Raw genomic sequence first — 21,340 nt, 5'->3', positions numbered from 1 at the left:
TTTATTAATTCTTAATTTAAGATTCCGTCTACGCGGAAATGAAAAAGAAATAATAAATCAAATCAAGAAAGTTTCATCTAAAACCTGTATATCTATAATGAGGTTTGGAGGTGAATAATCTTTGTGTGGTATAGTTTGTTTAGGCAAACTCTCATATAGATTAATATAAGAGTATAAAAAAGAGGTAAAAACTAACTGCTGATTAAAGTTTAAGTCATCAAAATTATTTTGTTTTAATTCCTTTTGGCCTTCGACAACTTCTACTTCATCTTTACAACAACTCTTTTTTGTAATACGTTCTTGCTCTTTTTCAAAAGCTTCCATTGTACATTTCTCAACTTCAGTAAATATAGACACATCTATTAATGTAGGGCCACAATAATGCGACTCAACAGTAAAAGATAATGTTGAAAACAACACTAAAAAAGTCATTGTTACAGAAAAAACGCTATGTAATACCTTTGTTTTCACATTACAAAATTACAAAAAAAAGAAATACTATTCTCTTTCAAAAACTTCTTTAACGTTTATTTGGCACCTTTTCTTTGGTAATAAAAAGCTGGCAATAAGAGTAATAACATAATTGGCTGTATAAGAAAACGTCTAATATTAAAAAACATATAATAATCTTCCTGCTTAGGGTTTATAACAAAGTATAAAAACAAAACAAGTAAGATTATATAGCTTATCGTATAGATTAGAACTGAAAATTTCACAATACTGATATCCTTAAAAAACACAAACAATATTACTAATGAAATAGCAGTATTAATTAAAAATCTAAGACTTGTAGACACTACTAATTTTAATAGTTCAAAACGCGGCGAATCTATATAGAGATAGTCTTTATTAAAAAACTTCAAATAAGGATCATAGAATATTTCATGTTCAAAAAACCTAATTAAAATTAGTAATCCAAAAAGGAAAGCTAGCCATATATTTTTTTTATAACGTCCCATTATTCTTTCCTGTGTTAGAATAACGATTTACCCAAAGCATCCAAAGTACAAATACCAATCCGTAAATAATAGAAGGAAAAACAACAGAATGCATTAAATCTGTGTATTGTGGATAATGATACAAACCAATGGATAATAGTGCAATTCTTATAATATTTGACAAATAAATAATAATGGTCCCAAACAAAATAAAAAGCAGCGTTTTTTTCAATCCGCCTTTAAAAGCAATTATAAACGAAACAAATAAAATAATAACACTTAGTGCATTACAACCTTCAATAACTCTTGCTAAGTATTTACCTCGTACAACCATTTTCATTGAAGGTTCATCTGGATGTTTAATTACTTGAGATTCGTAACCAAAAACATTTACTAAAGTATTGGTTTGCTTAGCAACAACATGTGTTATAAAATCTGGATAATATTCAGAGTCATTTGAATTATCTAAATATAGTTTATAAGTAAAAGAAAGCACAGTATATACCAACAAAAATGTAAGGATAAATTTTATTACAGACTTATATTTTATTATGAGTTCTTTCAATTATTTTTAGAAAATTTTAATCTTTAGAAAGGTTGAAATTACGTCTTTTTAAATACTTTTACCAAAATTTTTATTACCATGATTTTTGAAACATTAAAACCTCAAGTTGAAGCTATACTTTCTAATAACAAAAAAACCGTTAACGAGCGTTTAATGGAAACTTGCGAAATATTAGAAGCTAATATAAAATATTATAACTGGGTAGGTTTCTATTTTAAAAATGGAGATAAAAACGAATTAAAACTTGGTCCATATGTTGGAGAACCAACAGACCATACTATTATTCCTTTTGGAAAAGGAATTTGCGGACAAGTAGCAGTTAGCAATGAAAACTTTGTAGTGCCAGATGTTGCCGCTCAAGATAATTATATAGCATGTAGCATTACTGTAAAAGCAGAAATTGTAATTCCTATTTTTGTAAATGGAGAAAATATTGGACAAATTGATATAGATTCTAATACTCCTGATCCATTTACTGAAGCAGACGAACGTTTCTTAGAATTTATTTGCTCTAAAGTTTCAGAAATACTTTAAGAAATCACCTTTTAAAACTAGTAATATAACCATCGGAAGCCAAACCGTTGTCTATATCTAAATTATTATTTAGAAGTTGTAAGACTCCCATTTCTGCATTATTAACATACAACACCTCAATATTATTAATAATTTGAATTTCATAGGTATACGTTCCACTATCTAAACCAGAATAAACATCTTCTGGCCCAGTAGTAATAATGTTGTTTTCTACAATTACATTTCCATTTGCATCATTAAAAGTCCATTTAACTTCGCCTATATTATAATCTATATCTATAGGCATAAGCCCTCCATAAACATTTTTTAAATTCCAAGTCCCATTAATTGTGTCAGTCAGATTTTCACTACTATCTATATCGTTGTTTTGACAACCCATAACAAAAATCAATAGTATAAACAATTTCACTTTCATAACTTTTATATTTAATAGCCTATATATTATATAGATACAATTATAAGGATAAGGTTGCGTCTATTAATTATGAAAATGTTAACAACATCTATTTTTAGTTAAAAAAACGACTATTTTTATATAACAAAAAAGTTTCAAAATAACTACATTTGCTTGCTTATTAACACAACTAGTAATGAGCAACAACAAAACAATTAAATCTGCATTAATTTCTGTATTTAGCAAAGATGGTTTAGAACCAATTGTTAAAGAATTAAACGCACAAGGTGTCACTATATATTCTACCGGTGGTACAGAAAAATTTATAAACGATTTAGGAATAAATGTCGTTCCTGTTGAGGACGTCACATCTTATCCTTCAATTCTTGGGGGTCGTGTAAAAACATTGCATCCAAAAGTTTTTGGCGGTATATTAAATCGTCAAAATCATGATGGTGATGTAGCCGAAATGGAAGCATTTAATATCCCGCAAATTGATGTAGTAATTGTCGATTTATACCCTTTTGAAAAAACAGTTGCTTCTGAAGCTAGCAATCAAGATATTATAGAAAAAATTGATATTGGAGGTATTTCTTTAATAAGAGCTGCAGCAAAAAACTATGCTGATGTTATTTGTGTATCTTCTGTAGATGATTACGCTGAGTTTTTAGAATTAATAACAGACAAGAAAGGTGATTTATCTGAAGATGACAGAAAACGCTTTGCAGCCAAAGCGTTTAATGTATCGTCACATTATGACTCCGCTATCTTTAATTACTTTAATGCAAATCATGATATTGCCACTTTAAAAATTTCTGAAACCAACGGAAAAGTTTTACGCTATGGAGAAAACCCACATCAACGAGGTTTCTTCTTTGGGAATTTTGATGAAATTTTCACAAAACTTCATGGAAAAGAATTAAGTTATAATAATCTTTTAGATGTCGATGCTGCGGTAAATTTAATGGATGAATTTAAAAATGACGCTCCAACTTTCGCTATTTTAAAACATAATAACGCCTGTGGTTTAGCGCAAAGAAATACGATACATCAAGCCTACACTGATGCTCTAGCTGGCGATCCTGTCTCTGCTTTTGGAGGTGTTTTAATTTCAAATTCTGAAATTGATTTAGCTACTGCTGAAGAAATTCACAAGTTATTTTGCGAAGTTGTTATCGCTCCTTCTTTTTCATCTGAAGCTGAAACAGTTTTAAAAGGAAAGAAAAACAGGATATTACTTGTTTTAAAAGATGCTGAATTGGCTCAAACAACAGTTAGAACATGTTTAAATGGTGTACTAGTACAGGACAGAAATAACTTAACAGATAAAAAGGAAAATACTACAAAAGCAACTAATAAAGCACCTACAGATACCGAGTTAGATGATTTAATTTTTGCATCTAAAATTTGTAAACACACCAAATCTAATACTATTGTTTTAGTGAAAGGGAAACAGTTATGCGCTAGTGGAACAGGACAAACCAGTCGTGTAGACGCGTTAAATCAAGCTATACATAAAGCACAATCTTTTAATTTTGATTTAAAAGGTAGCGTTATGGCAAGTGATGCTTTTTTTCCATTTCCTGATTGTGTAGAGATAGCAAACAATGCAGGTATATCTGCAGTGATCCAACCTGGCGGCTCTATAAAAGATCAATTAAGTATAGATTATTGTAATGACAATGATGTTGCTATGGTATTTACAGGCACGCGTCATTTTAAACACTAAAAATTTAATTTAATAAATAGAAAAAAGCTTCAGTTAAACTGAAGCTTTTTTTATCCCTTAAAACCACAATAAAAAAGGGTATCATAATGACACCCTTTTTTCGCTAATCAATTAAAAACAACCTAGTTTTTAATCACTCTTTTAACAATTCTGTTACCAGAACTATTATCTAATATATTTAAGAAATACGTTCCATTAGTCAATCTACTTAAGTCTAATGTCATATTATTTTCGGTAGATAAAGTAATATTAGAAATTTGTTTCCCTAACATATCTATAATCTGAACATCTAATGTTAAGTTTCTATTGCCATTATATTTAATATTAACAGAATCACTAGTTGGATTTGGATATACACTGAAATTAAAATCTGCAGCGAAATCATCAACACTTAAAACATCACAATCTGTTCCTGTTAATCTCGTAACAGAAATTGCATTAGATAAATCAAAACATCCAGATAGACCAGATATATTCATCCCCATAGCTAAACCTGTTAAACCAGTTTCATAACGTAAGTACCAAATGTCACAAACACCTGCTGGTGCGCCTTCTAAGTTAAATGGTCCTGCAGCTGGTAAGCCTAAAATGTTACCTGTAGCGTTATCGGTAATTACATAAGTACCATTAGTACCACTAGTAACAGAAGCTACTGTAAATTCTACGGCAATTAAATCATCGATGCCTTCTCCTACACAAATACTTGTTGCTGTATCTGTTGTACCTGCTATTTGAATCTCACCGCCATTTACTGCTGAACGAGTTACTGAAATTGCATTCGAAAAATCATAACAACCTACTAAGTTTGATACATTTTGACCTACTGCTAAACCTGTTAAGCCATCTTCGTAACGTAAGTACCAAATATCACAAACACCTGTTGGTGCGCCTTCTAAATTAAATGGTCCTGCGGCTGGTAAGCCTAAGATGTTACCTGTAGCGTTATCGGTAATTACATAAGTACCATTAGTACCACTTGTTGTTGAGGCCATTGTAAATTCTACAGCAATTAAATCATCTGTGCCTTCTCCTACACAAATGCTTGTTGCTGTATCTGTTGTACCTGCTATTTGAATCTCACCGCCATTTACTGCTGAACGAGTTACTGAAATTGCATTCGAAAAATCATAACAACCTACTAAGTTTGATACATTTTGACCTACTGCTAAACCTGTTAAGCCATCTTCGTAACGTAAGTACCAAATATCACAAACACCTGTTGGTGCGCCTTCTAAATTAAATGGTCCTGCGGCTGGTAAGCCTAAGATGTTACCTGTAGCGTTATCGGTAATTACATAAGTACCATTAGTACCACTTGTTGTTGAGGCCATTGTAAATTCTACAGCAATTAAATCATCTGTGCCTTCTCCTACACAAATGCTTGTTGTTGTATCTGTTGTACCTGCTATTTGAATCTCACCGCCATTTACTGCTGAACGAGTTACTGAGATTGCATTCGAAAAATCATAACAACCTACTAAGTTTGATACATTTTGGCCTACTGTTAACCCTGTTAAACCATCTTCGTAACGTAAATACCAAATATCGCAAACACCTGTTGGTGCGCCTTCTAAATTAAATGGTCCTGCGGCTGGTAAGCCTAAGATGTTACCTGTAGCGTTATCTGTAATTACATAAGTACCATTAGTGCCACTTGTTGTTGAGGCCATTGTAAATTCTACAGCAATTAAATCATCTGTGCCTTCTCCTACACAAATACTTGTCGTTGTATCTGTTGTACCTGCTATTTGAATCTCACCACCATTTACTGCTGAACGGGTTACTGAAATTGCATTAGAAAAATCATAACAACCTACTAAGTTTGATACATTTTGACCTACTGTTAACCCAGTTAAACCATCTTCGTAACGTAAGTACCAAATATCGCAAACACCTGATGGTGCGCCTTCTAAATTAAATGGTCCTGCGGCTGGTAAGCCTAAGATGTTGCCTGTGGCATTATCGGTAATTACATAAGTACCATTAGTACCACTTGTTGTTGAGGCCATTGTAAATTCTACAGCAATTAAATCATCTGTGCCTTCTCCTACACAAATACTTGTTGCTGTATCTGTTGTACCTGCTATTTGAATCTCACCGCCATTTACTGCTGAACGGGTTACTGAAATTGCATTTGAAAAATCATAACAACCAACTAGGTTTGATACATTTTGGCCTACTGTTAACCCAGTTAAACCATCTTCGTAACGTAAGTACCAAATATCACAAACACCTGTTGGTGCGCCTTCTAAATTAAATGGTCCTGCGGCTGGTAAGCCTAAGATGTTGCCTGTGGCATTATCGGTAATTACATAAGTACCATTAGTACCACTTGTTGTTGAGGCCATTGTAAATTCTACAGCAATTAAATCATCTGTGCCTTCTCCTACACAAATACTTGTTGCTGTATCTGTTGTACCTGCTATTTGAATCTCACCGCCATTTACTGCTGAACGGGTTACTGAAATTGCATTTGAAAAATCATAACAACCAACTAGGTTTGATACATTTTGACCTACTGCTAAACCTGTTAAGCCATCTTCGTAACGTAAGTACCAAATATCGCAAACACCTGTTGGTGCGCCTTCTAAATTAAATGGTCCTGCGGCTGGTAAGCCTAAGATGTTACCTGTAGCGTTATCCGTAATTACATAAGTACCGTTAGTACCACTTGTTGTTGAGGCCATTGTAAATTCTACCGCAATTAAATCATCTGTACCTTCTCCTACACAGATGCTTGTTGCTGTATCTGTTGTACCTGCTATTTGAATCTCTCCACCATCTGGTGCATTTCTTGTCACCACAATCTCATTCGATAAATCATAACAACCCATTAAGCCTGATACATTTTGACCTACAGTTAAACCTGTTAGTCCTGTTTCATATGCGATATACCAAATACTACATTCGCCTGCACCTGCTCCATCTAAATCAAATGGTCCTGCGGCTGGTAAACCTAAGATTTGTCCTGTTGCTGTATCTGTTATTAGCCAACCACTATTACTGCCACTTGACATTCCTGTCATAGTAACTGCTATTGGATCTGCAACTCCATCTACACAAATACTTGTTGCTGTTTCGCCAGTTCCTGTTATCTCGATGCCTCCTGCATTTACTGCTGAACGGGTTACTGAAATTGCATTTGAAAAATCATAACAACCAACTAAGTTTGATACATTTTGACCTACAGCTAAACCTGTTAAGCCATCTTCGTAACGTAAGTACCAAATATCACAAACACCAGTTGGTGCACCTTCTAAATTAAATGGTCCTGCGGCTGGTAAGCCTAAAATGTTACCTGTGGCATTATCGGTAATTACATAAGTACCATTAGTACCACTTGTTGTTGAGGCCATTGTAAATTCTACAGCAATTAAATCATCTGTACCTTCTCCTACACAAATACTTGTTGCTGTGTCTGTTGTACCCGCTATTTGAATCTCACCACCATTTACTGCTGAACGGGTTACTGAGATTGCATTAGAAAAATCATAACAACCTACTAAGTTTGATATATTTTGGCCTACTGTTAACCCAGTTAAACCATCTTCGTAACGTAAGTACCAAATATCACAAACACCTGTTGGTGCGCCTTCTAAATTAAATGGTCCTGCGGCTGGTAAGCCTAAGATGTTACCTGTAGCGTTATCCGTAATTACATAAGTACCATTAGTACCACTTGTTGTTGAGGCCATTGTAAATTCTACAGCAATTAAATCATCTGTGCCTTCTCCTACACAAATGCTTGTTACTGTATCTGTTGTACCTGCTATTTGAATCTCACCACCATTTACTGCTGAACGGGTTACTGAAATTGCATTTGAAAAATCATAACAACCAACTAGGTTTGATACATTTTGACCTACTGCTAATCCTGTTAAACCATCTTCGTAACGTAAGTACCAAATATCACAAACACCTGTTGGTGCGCCTTCTAAATTAAATGGTCCTGCGGCTGGTAAGCCTAAAATGTTACCTGTGGCATTATCGGTAATTACATAAGTACCATTAGTGCCACTTGTTGTTGAGGCCATTGTAAATTCTACCGCAATTAAATCATCTGTGCCTTCTCCTACACAAATGCTTGTTGTTGTATCTGTTGTACCTGCTATTTGAATCTCACCGCCATTTACTGCTGAACGTGTTACTGAGATTGCATTAGAAAAATCATAACAACCTACTAAGTTTGATATATTTTGGCCTACTGTTAACCCAGTTAAACCATCTTCGTAACGTAAGTACCATATATCACAAACACCTGTTGGTGCGCCTTCTAAATTAAATGGTCCTGCGGCTGGTAAGCCTAAGATGTTACCTGTAGCGTTATCGGTAATTACATATGTACCGTTAGTACCACTTGTTGTTGAGGCCATTGTAAATTCTACAGCAATTAAATCATCTGTGCCTTCTCCTACACAAATACTTGTCGCTGTATCTGTTGTACCTGCTATTTGAATCTCTCCACCATTTACTGCTGAACGGGTTACTGAGATTGCATTAGAAAAATCATAAATACCAACTAAACCTGATACATTTTGGCCTACAGCTAAGCCGGTTAAGCCATTTTCGTAACGCAAGTACCAAATATCGCAAACACCTGTTGGTGCGCCTTCTAAATTAAATGGTCCTGCGGCTGGTAAGCCTAAGATGTTACCTGTAGCATTATCGGTAATTACATAAGTACTGTTAGTTCCATTTAATACATTTGGATCTACAAATTCTACTGCAATTAAATCGTCTGTACCTTCTCCTACACAAATACTTGTTGCTGTATCTGTTGTACCTGCTATTTGAATACTACCTGCTTCAGGTCCTCCAATGGCTTGGATAGTATTAGTAGTCTCAAAACTATAATCAAAAATGGCATTACTTGCCTCTGTTTCTAATATAGATATCAAGAAGCAAAGCAGTAATAAAGACCATCTTTTTAAATCTTTAAATAGTAATTCTTTTTTCATCGTTTCTTTTTTTAGTTCTTTTTATTAAATTAATAACCAAAATTAAAAACAATGAATATGAAAAATTGTTAGCTAGCTAACACTATATAAAATTTATTATTATACTTTATTTGTCTAGTTAGGTTTTAACTAAAAATATTACAAACTTAAGAAGTCTAAAAACGCACATAGAAACGTATATAAAATTTTGTATTGATTTTAATTAAATATGCATTCCTTTTAACCCCAATATATTATTTACTTTTATTACATTTACAGCAACTCATATAATAACTACTATAATTACACTTAACGCATGGGATTTTTTGACTTCCTAACTGAAGAAATCGCAATCGATTTAGGAACAGCTAACACACTTATTATTCATAATGACAAAGTTGTCGTAGATGCTCCTTCAATTGTTGCAAGAGATCGTATTTCAGGAAAAATAATTGCAGTTGGTCAAGAAGCTAACATGATGCAAGGAAAAACACACGAAAACATTAAAACAATTCGACCATTAAAAGATGGTGTAATTGCAGATTTTGATGCATCCGAGCAAATGATTAGTATGTTTATTAAAAATATTCCAGCATTAAAGAAGAAATTATTTACTCCTGCTTTGCGAATGGTTATTTGTATTCCATCTGGTATTACAGAAGTAGAAATGCGAGCTGTAAAAGAAAGTGCTGAACGTGTAAATGGAAAAGAAGTTTACCTAATTCATGAACCAATGGCTGCTGCTATTGGTATTGGCGTAGACATTATGCAACCAAAAGGAAACATGATTGTTGATATTGGAGGTGGTACTACAGAAATTGCTGTGATAGCTTTAGGAGGTATTGTTTGTGATAAATCTGTTAAAATTGCTGGTGACGTATTTACAAATGATATTATTTACTATATGAGAACTCAACATAATTTATATGTTGGAGAACGCACTGCTGAAAAAATAAAAATTCAAATAGGTGCTGCTACTGAAGATTTAGATTTACCTCCTGAAGATATGAGTGTTCAAGGACGTGACCTATTAACTGGAAAACCTAAGCAAGTACAAATTTCGTATAGAGAAATTGCTAAAGCATTAGATAAATCTATTCTTAGAATTGAAGATGCAGTAATGGAAACTTTATCTCAAACACCACCTGAATTAGCTGCGGATATATATAATACTGGGATTTATTTAGCGGGCGGAGGCTCTATGTTAAGAGGCTTAGATAAACGTTTATCTCAAAAAACAGATTTACCCGTATATATTGCAGAAGATCCTCTACGTGCCGTAGTAAGAGGTACTGGAATAACACTTAAAAACATTCCAAAATATAAAAGTGTATTGATAAAATAATTTAGCTCTAATAAATGCAACAAATAGTAAATTTTATTCTACGAAACAAAACGTTTCTACTATTTGCCTTTTTGCTTTTTATATCATTAATGCTGACTATCCAGTCGCATAATTATCATAGAAGTCGATTTATAAATTCTGCAAATTTTTTAAGCGGAGGCATTTACAATACTTCAAATTCAATTAGCGAGTATTTTAATTTAAAAAAACAAAATACGCTATTACAAGAGGAGAATAATAAACTAAAAAATATTCTATATAATTCTGAAAACAATTTAAAGTCTGCATTTATAGATAGTTTACAATTTGGGAAGAATTACAAATTCACTCCAGGGTTAGTTATTAAAAACAGTTATTCGTCTACAAATAACGTGTTACTTGTTAATCGTGGAAAAAAAGATAGTATTACTCAAGATTTTGGTGTCATAACATCAAAAGGCATATTAGGAATAATTGAAGACACTGGAAAAAACTATTCAACAGTTTTATCCATCTTAAATACTACCAGTCGTATAAGTGCGCAACTAAAAAAAACAAATCATTTTGGATCTTTAAGTTGGAATGCTATTTCTCCAAGAGAAATACAACTTACTGAAATCCCAAAAATTGCTCCTATAGCGAAAGGAGATACAATAATAACTTCTGGGCGCTCGGCTATTTTTCCTAAAGGTGTTCCAATTGGAACCGTTTCAAATTTTAAATTGGATAATGCTGAAAACTATTATGAAATTAATGTAACCCTTTTCAATGATATGACAAATATTGAGCATGTATATATTATAGAAAACAAAGACAAGCAAATAATAGAAAACTTAATAAATTCTATAAATGACTAGTATTTTTTCAATACATACTATACGTTTTATTGTTCTGTTATTGGTACAAGTACTAATACTAAGTCACATTAACTTCATGGGGTATATTAATCCGTATTTATATATTCTCTTTATCATATTGTTTCCAATTAAAAACAACAGACTAATTTTTATATTACTAAGTTTCTTATTAGGCTTACTTATAGATATGTTTTTAGATTCGGGTGGTATTCATGCTGCAGCTTCTGTAACTATAGCTTTTATAAGACCTGCTGCTTTAAAGTTTAGCTTTGGTGCTGTTTATGAACATCAAGCTGTAAAATTTAGTTCCATAGATTTCGGACAACGTATTACATACATTACTATACTAACAGTTATTCATCATTTTATTTTGTTTTCGCTTGAAATATTTAACTTTTCAAAAATAATTTTAGTACTCAAAAACACGTTATTCTCTAGTATATTTACAATTATTTTATGTGTTTTAGTCACTATTATTTTTAGCAGAAACGAAAAAAAATGAGACAATTTTTACTCTTCCTTTGCGTGATTGTTGTAGGTATCGTTTTTACAGCGAGGCTTTTCTATTTGCAAATCTACACTTCAAACTCTGATAGCATTTATGAAGACAATGCTATAAGAAAAGTATACGACTACCCTAAACGTGGCTTTGTATACGATAGAAATGGTAAACTTTTAGTATCAAATCAACCATCTTATGATGTTATGGTTATTCCACGTGAAGTTGAACCTTTAGACACTTTAGAGTTTTGTTCTCTTTTAAAAATTAACAAGACAAGTTTTACTAAACAGTTAGAAAAGGCTAAAAATTACTCCTGGCGATTACCTTCTGTTTTTGTTTCAAATTTATCTAAAGAAGATTATGCCATTCTTCAAGAAAAAATGCGAAAGTATGATGGATTTTACATCCAGAAACGTTCATTAAGACAATACGAAACTACAATTGGCGCTAATGTTTTAGGGGACATAGGAGAAGTAAATAATTCTATAATTAACAAAGATGCTTATTATAAAAAAGGAGATTTAATTGGTTTACAAGGTGTAGAAAAGTCTTATGAGAAAACTTTAAGAGGTAGAAAAGGTATAAAATTCATTCAAAAAGATCGTTTCAATCGTAATATTGGACCATACAAAAACGGTGACTTAGACACATTACCAAAATCAGGAAAAGATATTAAGATCACAATAGACTACGATTTACAAGCTTATGGAGAATGGTTAATGCAAAACAAACGCGGCGGAGTTATTGCTATTGAACCAAGTTCTGGAGAAATTTTAGCAATGATAGCTGCTCCTACATACGACCCTAATCTTTTGGTTGGAAGAATACGCTCTAAAAACTTCACAAAACTATATAATGATACAATTTCTAGACCTCTTTTCAATAGAAGTCTAAAAGGTCTTTACGCTCCTGGCTCTCCATTTAAACTCATGAATGCTTTAATTGGTTTACAAGAAGGTATTATTTCTCCTGATGAAAAAGTAACCTGCTACACAGGTTATAAATATGGGAATCGTTTTATGAAATGCCACTGCAGCTATGGAAAGCGTAATGATGTAGTTCTTGGAATACAAGAATCTTGCAACGCTTATTTCGCTACAACTTACAAACGCATTTTAGATAAACCTGGAAACGCTAGAGAAGGTGTAGAATTATGGAGTAATCATGCTAAAAGTTTTGGTTTAGGTAACTTTTTAAATAACGATTTAGCAGTAGGAGAAAAAGGAAGAATTCCAGATAAAGCCTACTACAAAAGAGCATATCCTGAACGATTTTATTCTACATACACTATTTCTAATGCTATTGGACAAGGAGAAGTAGTTACAACGCCTATTCAATTAGCAAATATGACTGCAGCAATAGCAAATCGTGGCTATTATTATACACCACATATTATAAAATCTATTGAAGGCGAAACGTTGCCAAGTAAATTTACAACACCTAAATATACCACTATAGACAAAAAACATTTTGAACCTGTAATTGAGGGTATGCATCAGGTTTACGAAAAAGGGACCGCCAAGTATTTACGAGTAAAAGATCTTGAAATATGTGGAAAAACTGGAACTGTTGAAAATTTTGTTATAATAGATAGTGTAAAAACACAGTTAACAGATCATTCTATTTTTGTTGCTTTTGCTCCAAAAGACAATCCCAAAATTGCTTTAGCCGTTTTTGTTGAAAATGGATATTTTGGAAATAGATTTGCAGGAAAAATCGCCAGTTTAATGATAGAAAAATATGTAAATAATACAATAACACGTAAGGATTTAGAACGTTGGCTATTAACACATAGTTTAGAAGACGAATATGCTAAACCCTATTCTGGTGAGCCTTTTAAAATTAATAGAGAAACGAAATTACAAGTAATCCCAATGCCAGCTGATTATGAGACAAACTGATAGGTATTACAAGTTCGATTGGATTACTATTTTCCTTTTCTTTCTTTTAGTAAGCTTTGGATGGTTAAATATTTTATCTGCATCTCAATCTGGAGAAGTAATAGAGTATTTTAACTTCACAAATTCTTATGGCAAACAGCTTGTTTTTATTGGGTTGACTTGCATTTTAATCTTATTAATTCTAGCTATTGATGCTAAATTCTATGAACGCTTTTCCAGTATTATTTACATCTTTGGATTAGTACTATTAGTTGGTGTGCTTATTTTTGGTAAAACAATAAATGGTGCGACTTCCTGGTATGCTATAGGCCCAATGACTTTACAGCCTAGTGAATTTGTTAAAGCCGCAACTGCATTAGCCGTAGCAAAGTACATTAGTGACTTAAATACAGACATAAAGAAGTTTGAAGATCAAATAAAAACTATAATTATTATAGCTATTCCTGCTATTTTAATTTTATTACAAAATGATACTGGAAGCATGCTGGTTTATGGCACTTTTTTCTTTGTCTTATATCGAGAAGGCTTACCTAAATATTATTTATGGATAATACTATTTATAGTTATTGTTTCGGTCTCTGCATTAAAATTTGGAGTTTTACCAACAGTTTTAGTTTCTAGTGTTTTGTTATTTGGTTTTTATTTCTTGAGAAGAAAGAAAATGAAACTCATTCAACCTATAGGTTTACTTTTACTATGCGTTTGTCTTACTTTTAGTGTAAAGTTTTTTTATAATAGTATACTAAAACCGCATCAACAAGATCGTATAAGTTTATGGTTACGCCTTGAAAAAGACCCTGCAAAGCTAGAAAAAATGAAAAAAACATTTGCCTATAACCTTAATGAATCTGAAAAAGCTATTAGTTCAGGTGGCTTTAAAGGAAAGGGATTTTTAGAGGGCACACGTACAACAGGAAAGTTTGTTCCTGAACAGGATACCGATTATATTTTTAGTACAGTTGGTGAAGAATGGGGATTTATAGGAAGTTTTGCAGTAGTATTAGTTTTTGTTATTCTAATTCTTAGATTATTACATCTTGCAGAATTACAAAAATCACAGTTTAGTCGTGTTTATGGTTATTCTGTAGCTGCAATATTTTTTATTCACTTTATGATTAATATTGGCATGGTTATGGGATTAGTACCAACAATAGGTATTCCTTTACCCTTTTTTAGTTATGGTGGCTCTGGATTATGGGGCTTTACTATACTACTTTTTATATTTATTAAATTAGATTCTAACAGAATTAACGAATGGTAATAGTCTAAAACAATGAAAAATGCATTCTACATTATACTAACAGTAATTTTATTTACATCTAATACTTTCTCTCAAACCAAAGCAAAATCACAAGAAGTAACTTTTATTACAAAAGATAGCATTAGCATTAAAGGTACTCTTGAAATACCAAAAACTAATAAAAAAAGTATTCCTGCTATAATACTTATACATCAAGGCGGATCGGACAGGAATGAATGGAAACAATTAGAATTATGGAATAAATTATTAACTAAAGGTTATGCGCTTTTAGCTTATGATATTAGAATTCATGGCGCTTCTGAAAAAGACAAAGGCGGTATTTATAATTTATTCAAAAACCCAAACCGTGCACCTTTAGACCTTTTAGCTGCTATTAAATTCCTTGAAAACCAAAAAGGAATCGACAAGAATCGTATAGGTATTATTGGCGCTTCAATTGGAGCTAATTTAGCCTGTGTTGCTTCGGCTTCAAAAGACTATAATATACAATCTGTAGTTTCTATTTCTTCAAAAACAGAAGCCGCTCAAAATTTAAGCGGCTCTAAAAATGATTTAGTTTTAAAAAATGCTTTTCATATTGCTTCAAAAGAAGAGCAAGATGGCAAAAGAGCTATATGGGCCAAAGAGTTATTTTCTAAAACTAAAGAGTCTAAAAAAATTAAAATTGCTTCTGGTAACAAACATGGTTCTTTTATACTAAGAGATAATCTAAAATTACAAAAAGCAATATTAAACTGGTTTAAAGACACACTTTAGCTATTGTACATTATAAGAATCTAGTCGTCTTTCTATACTATGAGTTGAAGAAGACACAAAAGAAGATGTATCATAAACCAAACCTATTCCATCTGAATACATGTGGTGATCTATAGCTGGCAATGTATTATTATCTGAATCTCTTGCATAACGCTGTGCATCTAAGCATTCAAAGACACCAGATTCTACAGTTACATTTTGCGTTCCTTCTTGTAATGCTTCATAAATAATTCCCCAACCAGCATTAACTAACTCTCGCTCACTAAAATCGTTATTTACGTACTTCACTGTACCATCATCTCTAATTAAAGCACCTTGGTATTCTCTTAAGTACTCAAAATGCTCTCCATTAGCATTACAAAATGTAATGCCTTCCTCATTACCTGTAGTTAACCTTCTAAATTTAAAATAAGTGACTCCAAAAAGATCTTCTGTTCCAACAATACTAATAGAATCTACTACGCCGGTATCGTCATATTCTTCTGTATCAGGATTATACCTGTAGTTTTTGTAAACCCAGGAATTACCTACTGTTAAGGCATAAAAATTAGATTCTGGTGGTTGTTGCGTTTGTGTAGTTGAGTCTGTAGAACAAGAAAAAGCAAATGCAATAATGCATAATGAGAAAATAATACGTTTCATAAATGTGGTTATTTGATTGAATTAATAAAACGTAATTATGTTGCTATGGTAAAATGGTATTGGTTAGTTTAGATTATAACGATTAGAAAATAAATTTATTATTAGAGAATTTATTTGTTTAAATAAATTTCTTGTTGATATATAGGAAATTGTTCTTTTAATCTATTTAACTCTTGTTTTTCTTCTTCAGTAAGCCTATAATCACGTTTAAAAAAATCAAAATCTAGTATTGTGTTCTTCTGTCTTAAATTATAAACAGCTCTATTATGTGCAGAAATTAATGTTATATAGTTTTGATATGAAGTTTCAATATTAATCTCGTATAAAAACAATGTACTACTATCAATCTCTTTTTCAAATAACTTTACTAAGTTATTTTCTTTAACATAATGATTATTAAATTTAATTTCATTATCAATAATTATACTAATAGTATCTTTAAATGTTAGTCCTTCTAAATACTCTGGTATTGGTAGTGGTGGTAATGGTGGAATCCCATAATCAACTTTATGTTCTAAAATCGATGAATTAAGATGTTTATTAAAACCATAAGATGTAAAACGGTATGTTCTAACATCCTCATTTAAGACATCGTATCTCACTTTTCTTTTTCCAATGGAATAAATTTCAGCTTCAAATATTTTAATGTGTTTTAGTTTCAAATTATCATTTGCAGCTATATTTACCAACATTCTGTATTTATAATAATCAGGATAATTTAATTGTTCTGTTAATATTAAAGAGTGAATTTCTTCTAATCCAACTTTTTTATAACCTTCATAAAAAATAACTAATTCATCATTTTCATCTGTAGTTAGCCTAAAATGTACTTTTTGATTTCTTTTATACATTTCATCATTTTCGTGGTAGAAAGATTTAGGTAAATTTATCACAGGGTTATTACTTAAAATGTTTTCATCAAGTTTTTTATAATCTACTATATCTATCATAGAGAAACCAAAAGCAACAAAAGAAAGAATTAAAAAATGAAAAAATAGATACAAATGTTTCTTTCTCTTAATAACCTGAAGCAGTGTTTTAAATGTTTCTAGATACATTACTAAAATCAACAATACAAAAGGGATATAATATTCTGGGAAAAACTGAAAATCCATAATACTTATTGTCATAATTCCAAAAGTTAATCCAATTTGCCCAAACCAATACACGAAATTAAGATTTAGCAGCGCTTGTTCATTTAATATTTTTCTCCTCTTAATGTTTCTGCGTGAGAAGACTTTTTGTGGACTACTAAATAAAAGACTTATAGCTATAGAATTCCCAAATATTAGAGACAAATAAGCAAAAAACAGATTTGAAATCCATCGTCCTTTCTCTGTGAAAATGTTTGGAACCATTTTACCCATGAAAGACATTAACCTAAAAGATTCTCTAAAAATATAAAAGACTGAATATATTGCGAATGCTGATAGTAAACCAATTATGACAGAAATTATGATACGCCGTATTGAAAAATTTTCAAAGCTTAGGGTTGAATCATAAAATTGATGGCTGATTTTCATAAATGATTAGTTATACTAAATGAGTATTAAGATTAAGTATTTCGTTACAGAATCATTTTTATTAAATAGAAAGTCAAGTAACGAATCTACTAGAATAAATGCGGTTTATTGTACAAGCTTGACTTTCTTAAAAAAATAGACGAACTTCGTTCAACGCCTGATAAAAACATTGAAACGTTTTTTATCTACGGAACATTTCGTGTAATTAAAAAGAACTTTTGTGAAACAAAAAGTAAAAACAGAAGCTATTGAGCATTTGGAAAGGGATATTCTTTTCGGATTTGAAAGTAAAGACGACCTTTTTGAAAGTATAAGCGAGCTATTTTATAATGAAGATGATTTTGACAATGATTGGTTTAAGACAGAAATTGAAAAACGATTTTCTTCTCATCTAAAAAGTAGCGAAAATTGGAAAAAACCTACCGATTTCGAAAGACTTGTAAAAGTTTTTGACCAACTGAATAAAGAAAAAATTGTGAGTTTGCATAAAGCTGGACACACAAGACAAGATAGTGAAGAAGATTGCAGAGAAATAATAGAGGAACTGGAAGCTATTGGAATAAAAGCAAAAGGGTATTGCTACTACCATTCTCAAGATTTGGAAAGAGCAATAGAAGATAATGGAATGTTATTTATCGGTTATGACAGCAATGAACAGAATGACGGAATCGCATTTGAAATTGCCAACAGAATTATTGAATTATTAAAAGAAAACGGATTTAAAACAGAATGGAATGGCTCATTAGATACGAGAATTGAAATAAAGAGCATTGTTTGGAAAAAAGCTTATGATAATACTGACTACAATTACAGTAGAGTTTTTTCTATAATTGAAAAGTATCATACGCCAACTAAAAAAGTAGAAAAGAAAAAGCCATTTTGGAAATTCTGGTAAAAAAACTACACTTAACACCGTTTATAATTAATTACTCGGTTTAGTGTTACTAGGAAAATCCTTCGGATTTTCCTAAGGTTCGGTTTCCTTTTGCAATTACACAAACCGTTGAACGAAATCCCCCCATAATATTACCCAATCAATCCCTTAATAGCGTCAAAATCTAAACCACCATAATTACCAGAACTCATTAATAGTAAGGCTTTGTCATCAAAATCCTGAGAGAATAAAAATGTTTTAAATGCTTCAGGATTCGTATAAATAATTAAATCGTCACGCTCAAAAGCGGTCGCTATTTGTTCGTGTGTTACTTCTTCTAGTTTTTTAATTTCTACAGCATGAGGCGAATAAAAAACTACAGCTACATCTGCAGCATCTAAAGCGCCTTTGTATTCTTTTAAAAACTCAGCATTTAAACTACTATATGTATGTAATTCTAAACACGCCATTAATGTTCTGTTTTCGTATTGTTCTTTTACCGCTTTTGTAGTGGCTTCAACCTTACTTGGCGAGTGTGCAAAATCTTTGTAAGCAACACTTTTGCTACTTTCTGCAATCTTCTCAAGACGTTTACTCGCGCCTTTAAAAGTAGAAATCGCTTCATAAAAATCGTCTTCATCAATGCCCATGTGTTGGCAAATCCATTTTGCTCCTGCTAAGTTGTTTAGGTTATGCTTACCAAACACTTCTATTGGCAATTCGCCTTCTGGAGTTTCTAATAATGTTTGTCCGTTTTCAACAGTATATTCTGGTGTTTTATATGGTAATTTACGTATTGTGTTTTCACTAGCTTCTACTACTCTTTTTACCTCAGTGTCTTCTTCATTATAATTAATGCTTCCGCCATTGACAATACTATCTACAAAAATGCTAAACTGCTCAACGTAATTCTCGTAGGTTGGAAATACATTAATATGGTCCCAAGCGATACCACTTAATAAAGCAATATTAGGCTTATATAAATGAAACTTTGGTCGTCTGTCTATTGGTGAGCTTAAATATTCGTCACCTTCTAAAACAATAAAATCATTATCCTCGGTTAGTTTCACCATCACATCAAAACCTTCTAATTGCGCACCAACCATATAATCCACATCGCGATCATGATAATGCATAACATGCAAAATCATAGAAGTAATAGTTGTTTTACCATGACTTCCACCTATAACAACTCTCGTTTTATGCTTAGATTGCTCGTATAAAAACTCAGGGTAACTATATATTTTTAAGCTTAATGCTTGAGCTTTTAGTAATTCTGGATTATCTTCTTTAGCATGCATACCTAAAACAATAGCATCTAAATTTGATGTTATTTTCTCAGGAAACCATCCAAATGTTTCTGGTAACAAACCTTTAGCTTCTAATCGTGATTTTGATGGCTCGAAAATAGTATCGTCACTTCCTGTAACTTTATATCCTTTATTATGTAATGCTAAAGCGAGATTATGCATTGCACTACCTCCAATAGCTATAAAATGTACGTTCATAGAAATATTTAATGAGGTGTAAATATAAGAATAGAAATATGAATTCTATAAAGTCGCAAAAAAATCTATGCAAGGGTAGTTTATTTAGATAGACCTATGTAAAATTAAAGATTATTAATCCTTTCCTTTTCTTCTTTAAACACCTTAATTTTAGGTAATCCAGTAATGGCTTTATCAATCCATTTTATAGCTTCTTTCTTATTTTTTTGATGCTTATAAATTTGTGCCAAGCGATAATAAGCCCATGGTTTAGGTACACCGTCTTTTGCGCTGTGGTTTTCTATATAACTTTTTAAACAGGTTAATCCTTTTTCTAGTTGCACATTATAATCTGCACAGACTTTACCTATTTGATAATGCATAGCATTACGTTTATGTTTTTTACTTGCAGCCTCAAGATTAGCAATCGCTTCATGAGATTTACCTTCTTTTTCATAAAACTTTGTCAACTTATTATAACAAGTAATAGAACCACCTTCTTTTATTGCTAGTTTGTAGAATTTTTCGGCTAATTCTGGTTCATCATCATATTCATAAATGTAACCTTTTGCTAAATAACCATCTACAGTAGACAGCTTTTGAAGTTCATTTGCATATTTAAAACTTTTCTTTTTACTTCCACCAATAATGCCTGGTAATTGCATGTATAATTCCACCAAAGCCCAGCGTGTGTCTATATGATTAGGGTCAAGCTCTGCAGCTTTTAAAAAAGAGTCTTTTACATCTCCAATTATACCTAACGCTTTAAACTTATTTATCGATAGTGCTTTCATACCCAAAGCGCCACCATATTTATAATGAAAATTAGCCGTATTTGGTTGCATATCAACTAACTTCTTATAGTAAATAATGGCATTATCCCATTTTTTTTGATGCCCAAAAGCATCACCTAATAACTCTAAAGCCACTAAATTTTCTGCATTAGAATCTACAAAGGGTTTCAATATTTTTTCAGCTTTATTAAACTGCTTTCCTGCTATTAATTGCCTTGCTTGATCAGGGATATTTTGCCCCCAAATAAGCAACGGAAATAAAAATAAAAAAACTGCTAATCTCATAATAAATTGATGTTAATGCTAAAATAATAATCTATTG

The 21,340-nt window shown here is 31.8% G+C and carries 18 protein-coding genes; 9 read left to right on the top strand and 9 right to left on the bottom strand.

Annotation, left to right across the window (positions count from 1 at the left end; all coding sequences use genetic code 11):
* Nucleotides 1-57 precede the first annotated feature (57 nt).
* Genes Q0997_RS15070 through xrtF form a run of 3 tightly spaced genes read right to left on the bottom strand, consistent with a single transcriptional unit; the run spans nucleotide 58 to nucleotide 1,503 of the window.
* Complete coding sequence (locus Q0997_RS15070; protein WP_299890259.1) at nucleotides 58-471, bottom strand: hypothetical protein; 414 nt, start codon at nucleotides 469-471, stop codon at nucleotides 58-60.
* A 56-nt stretch (nucleotides 472-527) separates the two neighbouring features.
* Nucleotides 528-959 carry an exosortase F system-associated protein gene (locus tag Q0997_RS15065; protein ID WP_299890257.1) on the bottom strand — a complete coding sequence of 144 codons (432 nt, stop codon included), beginning with the start codon at nucleotides 957-959 and terminating at the stop codon, nucleotides 528-530.
* Nucleotides 946-1,503 (bottom strand): exosortase family protein XrtF, encoded by a 558-nt coding sequence (gene xrtF, locus Q0997_RS15060; RefSeq protein WP_299890255.1) that lies wholly within the window; start codon nucleotides 1,501-1,503, stop codon nucleotides 946-948. The genes Q0997_RS15065 and xrtF overlap by 14 nt, the downstream gene beginning before the upstream one ends.
* A gap of 78 nt (nucleotides 1,504-1,581) precedes the next feature.
* Between xrtF and Q0997_RS15055 the strand changes: the two genes are divergently transcribed.
* A complete protein-coding gene (locus tag Q0997_RS15055) occupies nucleotides 1,582-2,037 on the top strand; it encodes a GAF domain-containing protein (protein ID WP_299890253.1) in 456 nt (151 codons plus the stop codon).
* A gap of 4 nt (nucleotides 2,038-2,041) precedes the next feature.
* On the opposite strand, the gene Q0997_RS15050 is transcribed toward Q0997_RS15055, so the two are convergent.
* Nucleotides 2,042-2,452 carry a hypothetical protein gene (locus tag Q0997_RS15050; protein WP_299890252.1) on the bottom strand — a complete coding sequence of 137 codons (411 nt, stop codon included), beginning with the start codon at nucleotides 2,450-2,452 and terminating at the stop codon, nucleotides 2,042-2,044.
* Between the two features lie 175 nt (nucleotides 2,453-2,627).
* Here Q0997_RS15050 and purH point away from each other — a divergent pair, with 175 nt between their 5' ends.
* Nucleotides 2,628-4,160, top strand: a complete 1,533-nt coding sequence (purH, locus tag Q0997_RS15045) for a bifunctional phosphoribosylaminoimidazolecarboxamide formyltransferase/IMP cyclohydrolase (RefSeq protein WP_299890250.1) — start codon at nucleotides 2,628-2,630, stop codon at nucleotides 4,158-4,160.
* A 122-nt stretch (nucleotides 4,161-4,282) separates the two neighbouring features.
* On the opposite strand, the gene Q0997_RS15040 is transcribed toward purH, so the two are convergent.
* The gene (locus tag Q0997_RS15040) at nucleotides 4,283-9,118 is read right to left on the bottom strand and encodes a T9SS type A sorting domain-containing protein (RefSeq protein WP_299890249.1); all 4,836 of its coding nucleotides are present in this window, start codon (nucleotides 9,116-9,118) and stop codon (nucleotides 4,283-4,285) included.
* A gap of 295 nt (nucleotides 9,119-9,413) precedes the next feature.
* On the opposite strand from Q0997_RS15040, the gene Q0997_RS15035 reads away from it, so the two are divergent.
* Genes Q0997_RS15035 through Q0997_RS15010 form a run of 6 tightly spaced genes read left to right on the top strand, consistent with a single transcriptional unit; the run spans nucleotide 9,414 to nucleotide 15,698 of the window.
* Nucleotides 9,414-10,442 carry a rod shape-determining protein gene (locus Q0997_RS15035; protein ID WP_299890247.1) on the top strand — a complete coding sequence of 343 codons (1,029 nt, stop codon included), beginning with the start codon at nucleotides 9,414-9,416 and terminating at the stop codon, nucleotides 10,440-10,442.
* Between the two features lie 14 nt (nucleotides 10,443-10,456).
* Nucleotides 10,457-11,278, top strand: a complete 822-nt coding sequence (gene mreC / locus Q0997_RS15030) for a rod shape-determining protein MreC (protein WP_299890245.1) — start codon at nucleotides 10,457-10,459, stop codon at nucleotides 11,276-11,278.
* Nucleotides 11,271-11,780 (top strand): rod shape-determining protein MreD, encoded by a 510-nt coding sequence (mreD, locus tag Q0997_RS15025; RefSeq protein WP_299890243.1) that lies wholly within the window; start codon nucleotides 11,271-11,273, stop codon nucleotides 11,778-11,780. Before mreC ends, mreD begins: the two co-directional genes overlap by 8 nt.
* Nucleotides 11,777-13,681 (top strand): penicillin-binding protein 2, encoded by a 1,905-nt coding sequence (gene mrdA / locus Q0997_RS15020; protein ID WP_299890241.1) that lies wholly within the window; start codon nucleotides 11,777-11,779, stop codon nucleotides 13,679-13,681. The genes mreD and mrdA overlap by 4 nt, the downstream gene beginning before the upstream one ends.
* The gene (gene rodA, locus Q0997_RS15015) at nucleotides 13,668-14,942 is read left to right on the top strand and encodes a rod shape-determining protein RodA (protein WP_299890239.1); all 1,275 of its coding nucleotides are present in this window, start codon (nucleotides 13,668-13,670) and stop codon (nucleotides 14,940-14,942) included. The genes mrdA and rodA overlap by 14 nt, the downstream gene beginning before the upstream one ends.
* A 12-nt stretch (nucleotides 14,943-14,954) precedes the next feature.
* Nucleotides 14,955-15,698: an alpha/beta fold hydrolase gene (locus Q0997_RS15010; protein WP_299890237.1), complete on the top strand. Its 744-nt coding sequence runs from the start codon at nucleotides 14,955-14,957 to the stop codon at nucleotides 15,696-15,698.
* Here Q0997_RS15010 and Q0997_RS15005 read toward each other — a convergent pair whose 3' ends face one another.
* Complete coding sequence (locus Q0997_RS15005) at nucleotides 15,699-16,340, bottom strand: hypothetical protein (RefSeq protein WP_299890235.1); 642 nt, start codon at nucleotides 16,338-16,340, stop codon at nucleotides 15,699-15,701.
* 110 nt (nucleotides 16,341-16,450) lie between these two features.
* A complete protein-coding gene (locus Q0997_RS15000; protein ID WP_299890233.1) occupies nucleotides 16,451-17,863 on the bottom strand; it encodes a hypothetical protein in 1,413 nt (470 codons plus the stop codon).
* Nucleotides 17,864-18,083: 220 nt separating this feature from the next.
* Between Q0997_RS15000 and Q0997_RS14995 the strand changes: the two genes are divergently transcribed.
* On the top strand, nucleotides 18,084-18,758 hold the full coding sequence (locus tag Q0997_RS14995) for a hypothetical protein (RefSeq protein WP_299890231.1): 675 nt from the start codon (nucleotides 18,084-18,086) through the stop codon (nucleotides 18,756-18,758).
* 131 nt (nucleotides 18,759-18,889) lie between these two features.
* Here the strand turns inward: Q0997_RS14995 and murC are convergent, their stop codons facing one another.
* Together murC and Q0997_RS14985 are read right to left on the bottom strand one after the other, a co-directional pair.
* Entirely contained in the window at nucleotides 18,890-20,245 is a 1,356-nt protein-coding gene (gene murC, locus Q0997_RS14990; protein ID WP_299890230.1) for a Mur ligase family protein, read from the bottom strand.
* A 104-nt stretch (nucleotides 20,246-20,349) separates the two neighbouring features.
* Nucleotides 20,350-21,303 (bottom strand): tetratricopeptide repeat protein, encoded by a 954-nt coding sequence (locus Q0997_RS14985; RefSeq protein WP_299890228.1) that lies wholly within the window; start codon nucleotides 21,301-21,303, stop codon nucleotides 20,350-20,352.
* Nucleotides 21,304-21,340 lie beyond the last annotated feature (37 nt).

This window comes from uncultured Lacinutrix sp., assembly GCF_947500325.1.
Lineage (GTDB): Bacteria > Bacteroidota > Bacteroidia > Flavobacteriales > Flavobacteriaceae > Lacinutrix.
Note: the sequence above shows the minus strand (reverse complement) of the source record. Positions and strands in the feature narration are given on the sequence as shown.

What these genes read in the sequence shown, in the direction of transcription:
- mrdA (WP_299890241.1), top strand. Translation starts at nt 11,777, where the DNA reads ATGAGACAATTTTTACTCTTCCTTTGCGTGATTGTTGTAGGTATCGTT.
- murC (WP_299890230.1), bottom strand. Translation starts at nt 20,245, where the DNA reads ATGAACGTACATTTTATAGCTATTGGAGGTAGTGCAATGCATAATCTC.
- Q0997_RS14985 (WP_299890228.1), bottom strand. Translation starts at nt 21,303, where the DNA reads ATGAGATTAGCAGTTTTTTTATTTTTATTTCCGTTGCTTATTTGGGGG.
- Q0997_RS15055 (WP_299890253.1), top strand. Translation starts at nt 1,582, where the DNA reads ATGATTTTTGAAACATTAAAACCTCAAGTTGAAGCTATACTTTCTAAT.
- Q0997_RS15010 (WP_299890237.1), top strand. Translation starts at nt 14,955, where the DNA reads ATGAAAAATGCATTCTACATTATACTAACAGTAATTTTATTTACATCT.
- rodA (WP_299890239.1), top strand. Translation starts at nt 13,668, where the DNA reads ATGAGACAAACTGATAGGTATTACAAGTTCGATTGGATTACTATTTTC.
- mreD (WP_299890243.1), top strand. Translation starts at nt 11,271, where the DNA reads ATGACTAGTATTTTTTCAATACATACTATACGTTTTATTGTTCTGTTA.
- Q0997_RS15005 (WP_299890235.1), bottom strand. Translation starts at nt 16,340, where the DNA reads ATGAAACGTATTATTTTCTCATTATGCATTATTGCATTTGCTTTTTCT.
- Q0997_RS15000 (WP_299890233.1), bottom strand. Translation starts at nt 17,863, where the DNA reads ATGAAAATCAGCCATCAATTTTATGATTCAACCCTAAGCTTTGAAAAT.
- mreC (WP_299890245.1), top strand. Translation starts at nt 10,457, where the DNA reads ATGCAACAAATAGTAAATTTTATTCTACGAAACAAAACGTTTCTACTA.
- Q0997_RS15065 (WP_299890257.1), bottom strand. Translation starts at nt 959, where the DNA reads ATGGGACGTTATAAAAAAAATATATGGCTAGCTTTCCTTTTTGGATTA.
- Q0997_RS15035 (WP_299890247.1), top strand. Translation starts at nt 9,414, where the DNA reads ATGGGATTTTTTGACTTCCTAACTGAAGAAATCGCAATCGATTTAGGA.
- Q0997_RS15050 (WP_299890252.1), bottom strand. Translation starts at nt 2,452, where the DNA reads ATGAAAGTGAAATTGTTTATACTATTGATTTTTGTTATGGGTTGTCAA.
- purH (WP_299890250.1), top strand. Translation starts at nt 2,628, where the DNA reads ATGAGCAACAACAAAACAATTAAATCTGCATTAATTTCTGTATTTAGC.
- Q0997_RS15040 (WP_299890249.1), bottom strand. Translation starts at nt 9,118, where the DNA reads ATGAAAAAAGAATTACTATTTAAAGATTTAAAAAGATGGTCTTTATTA.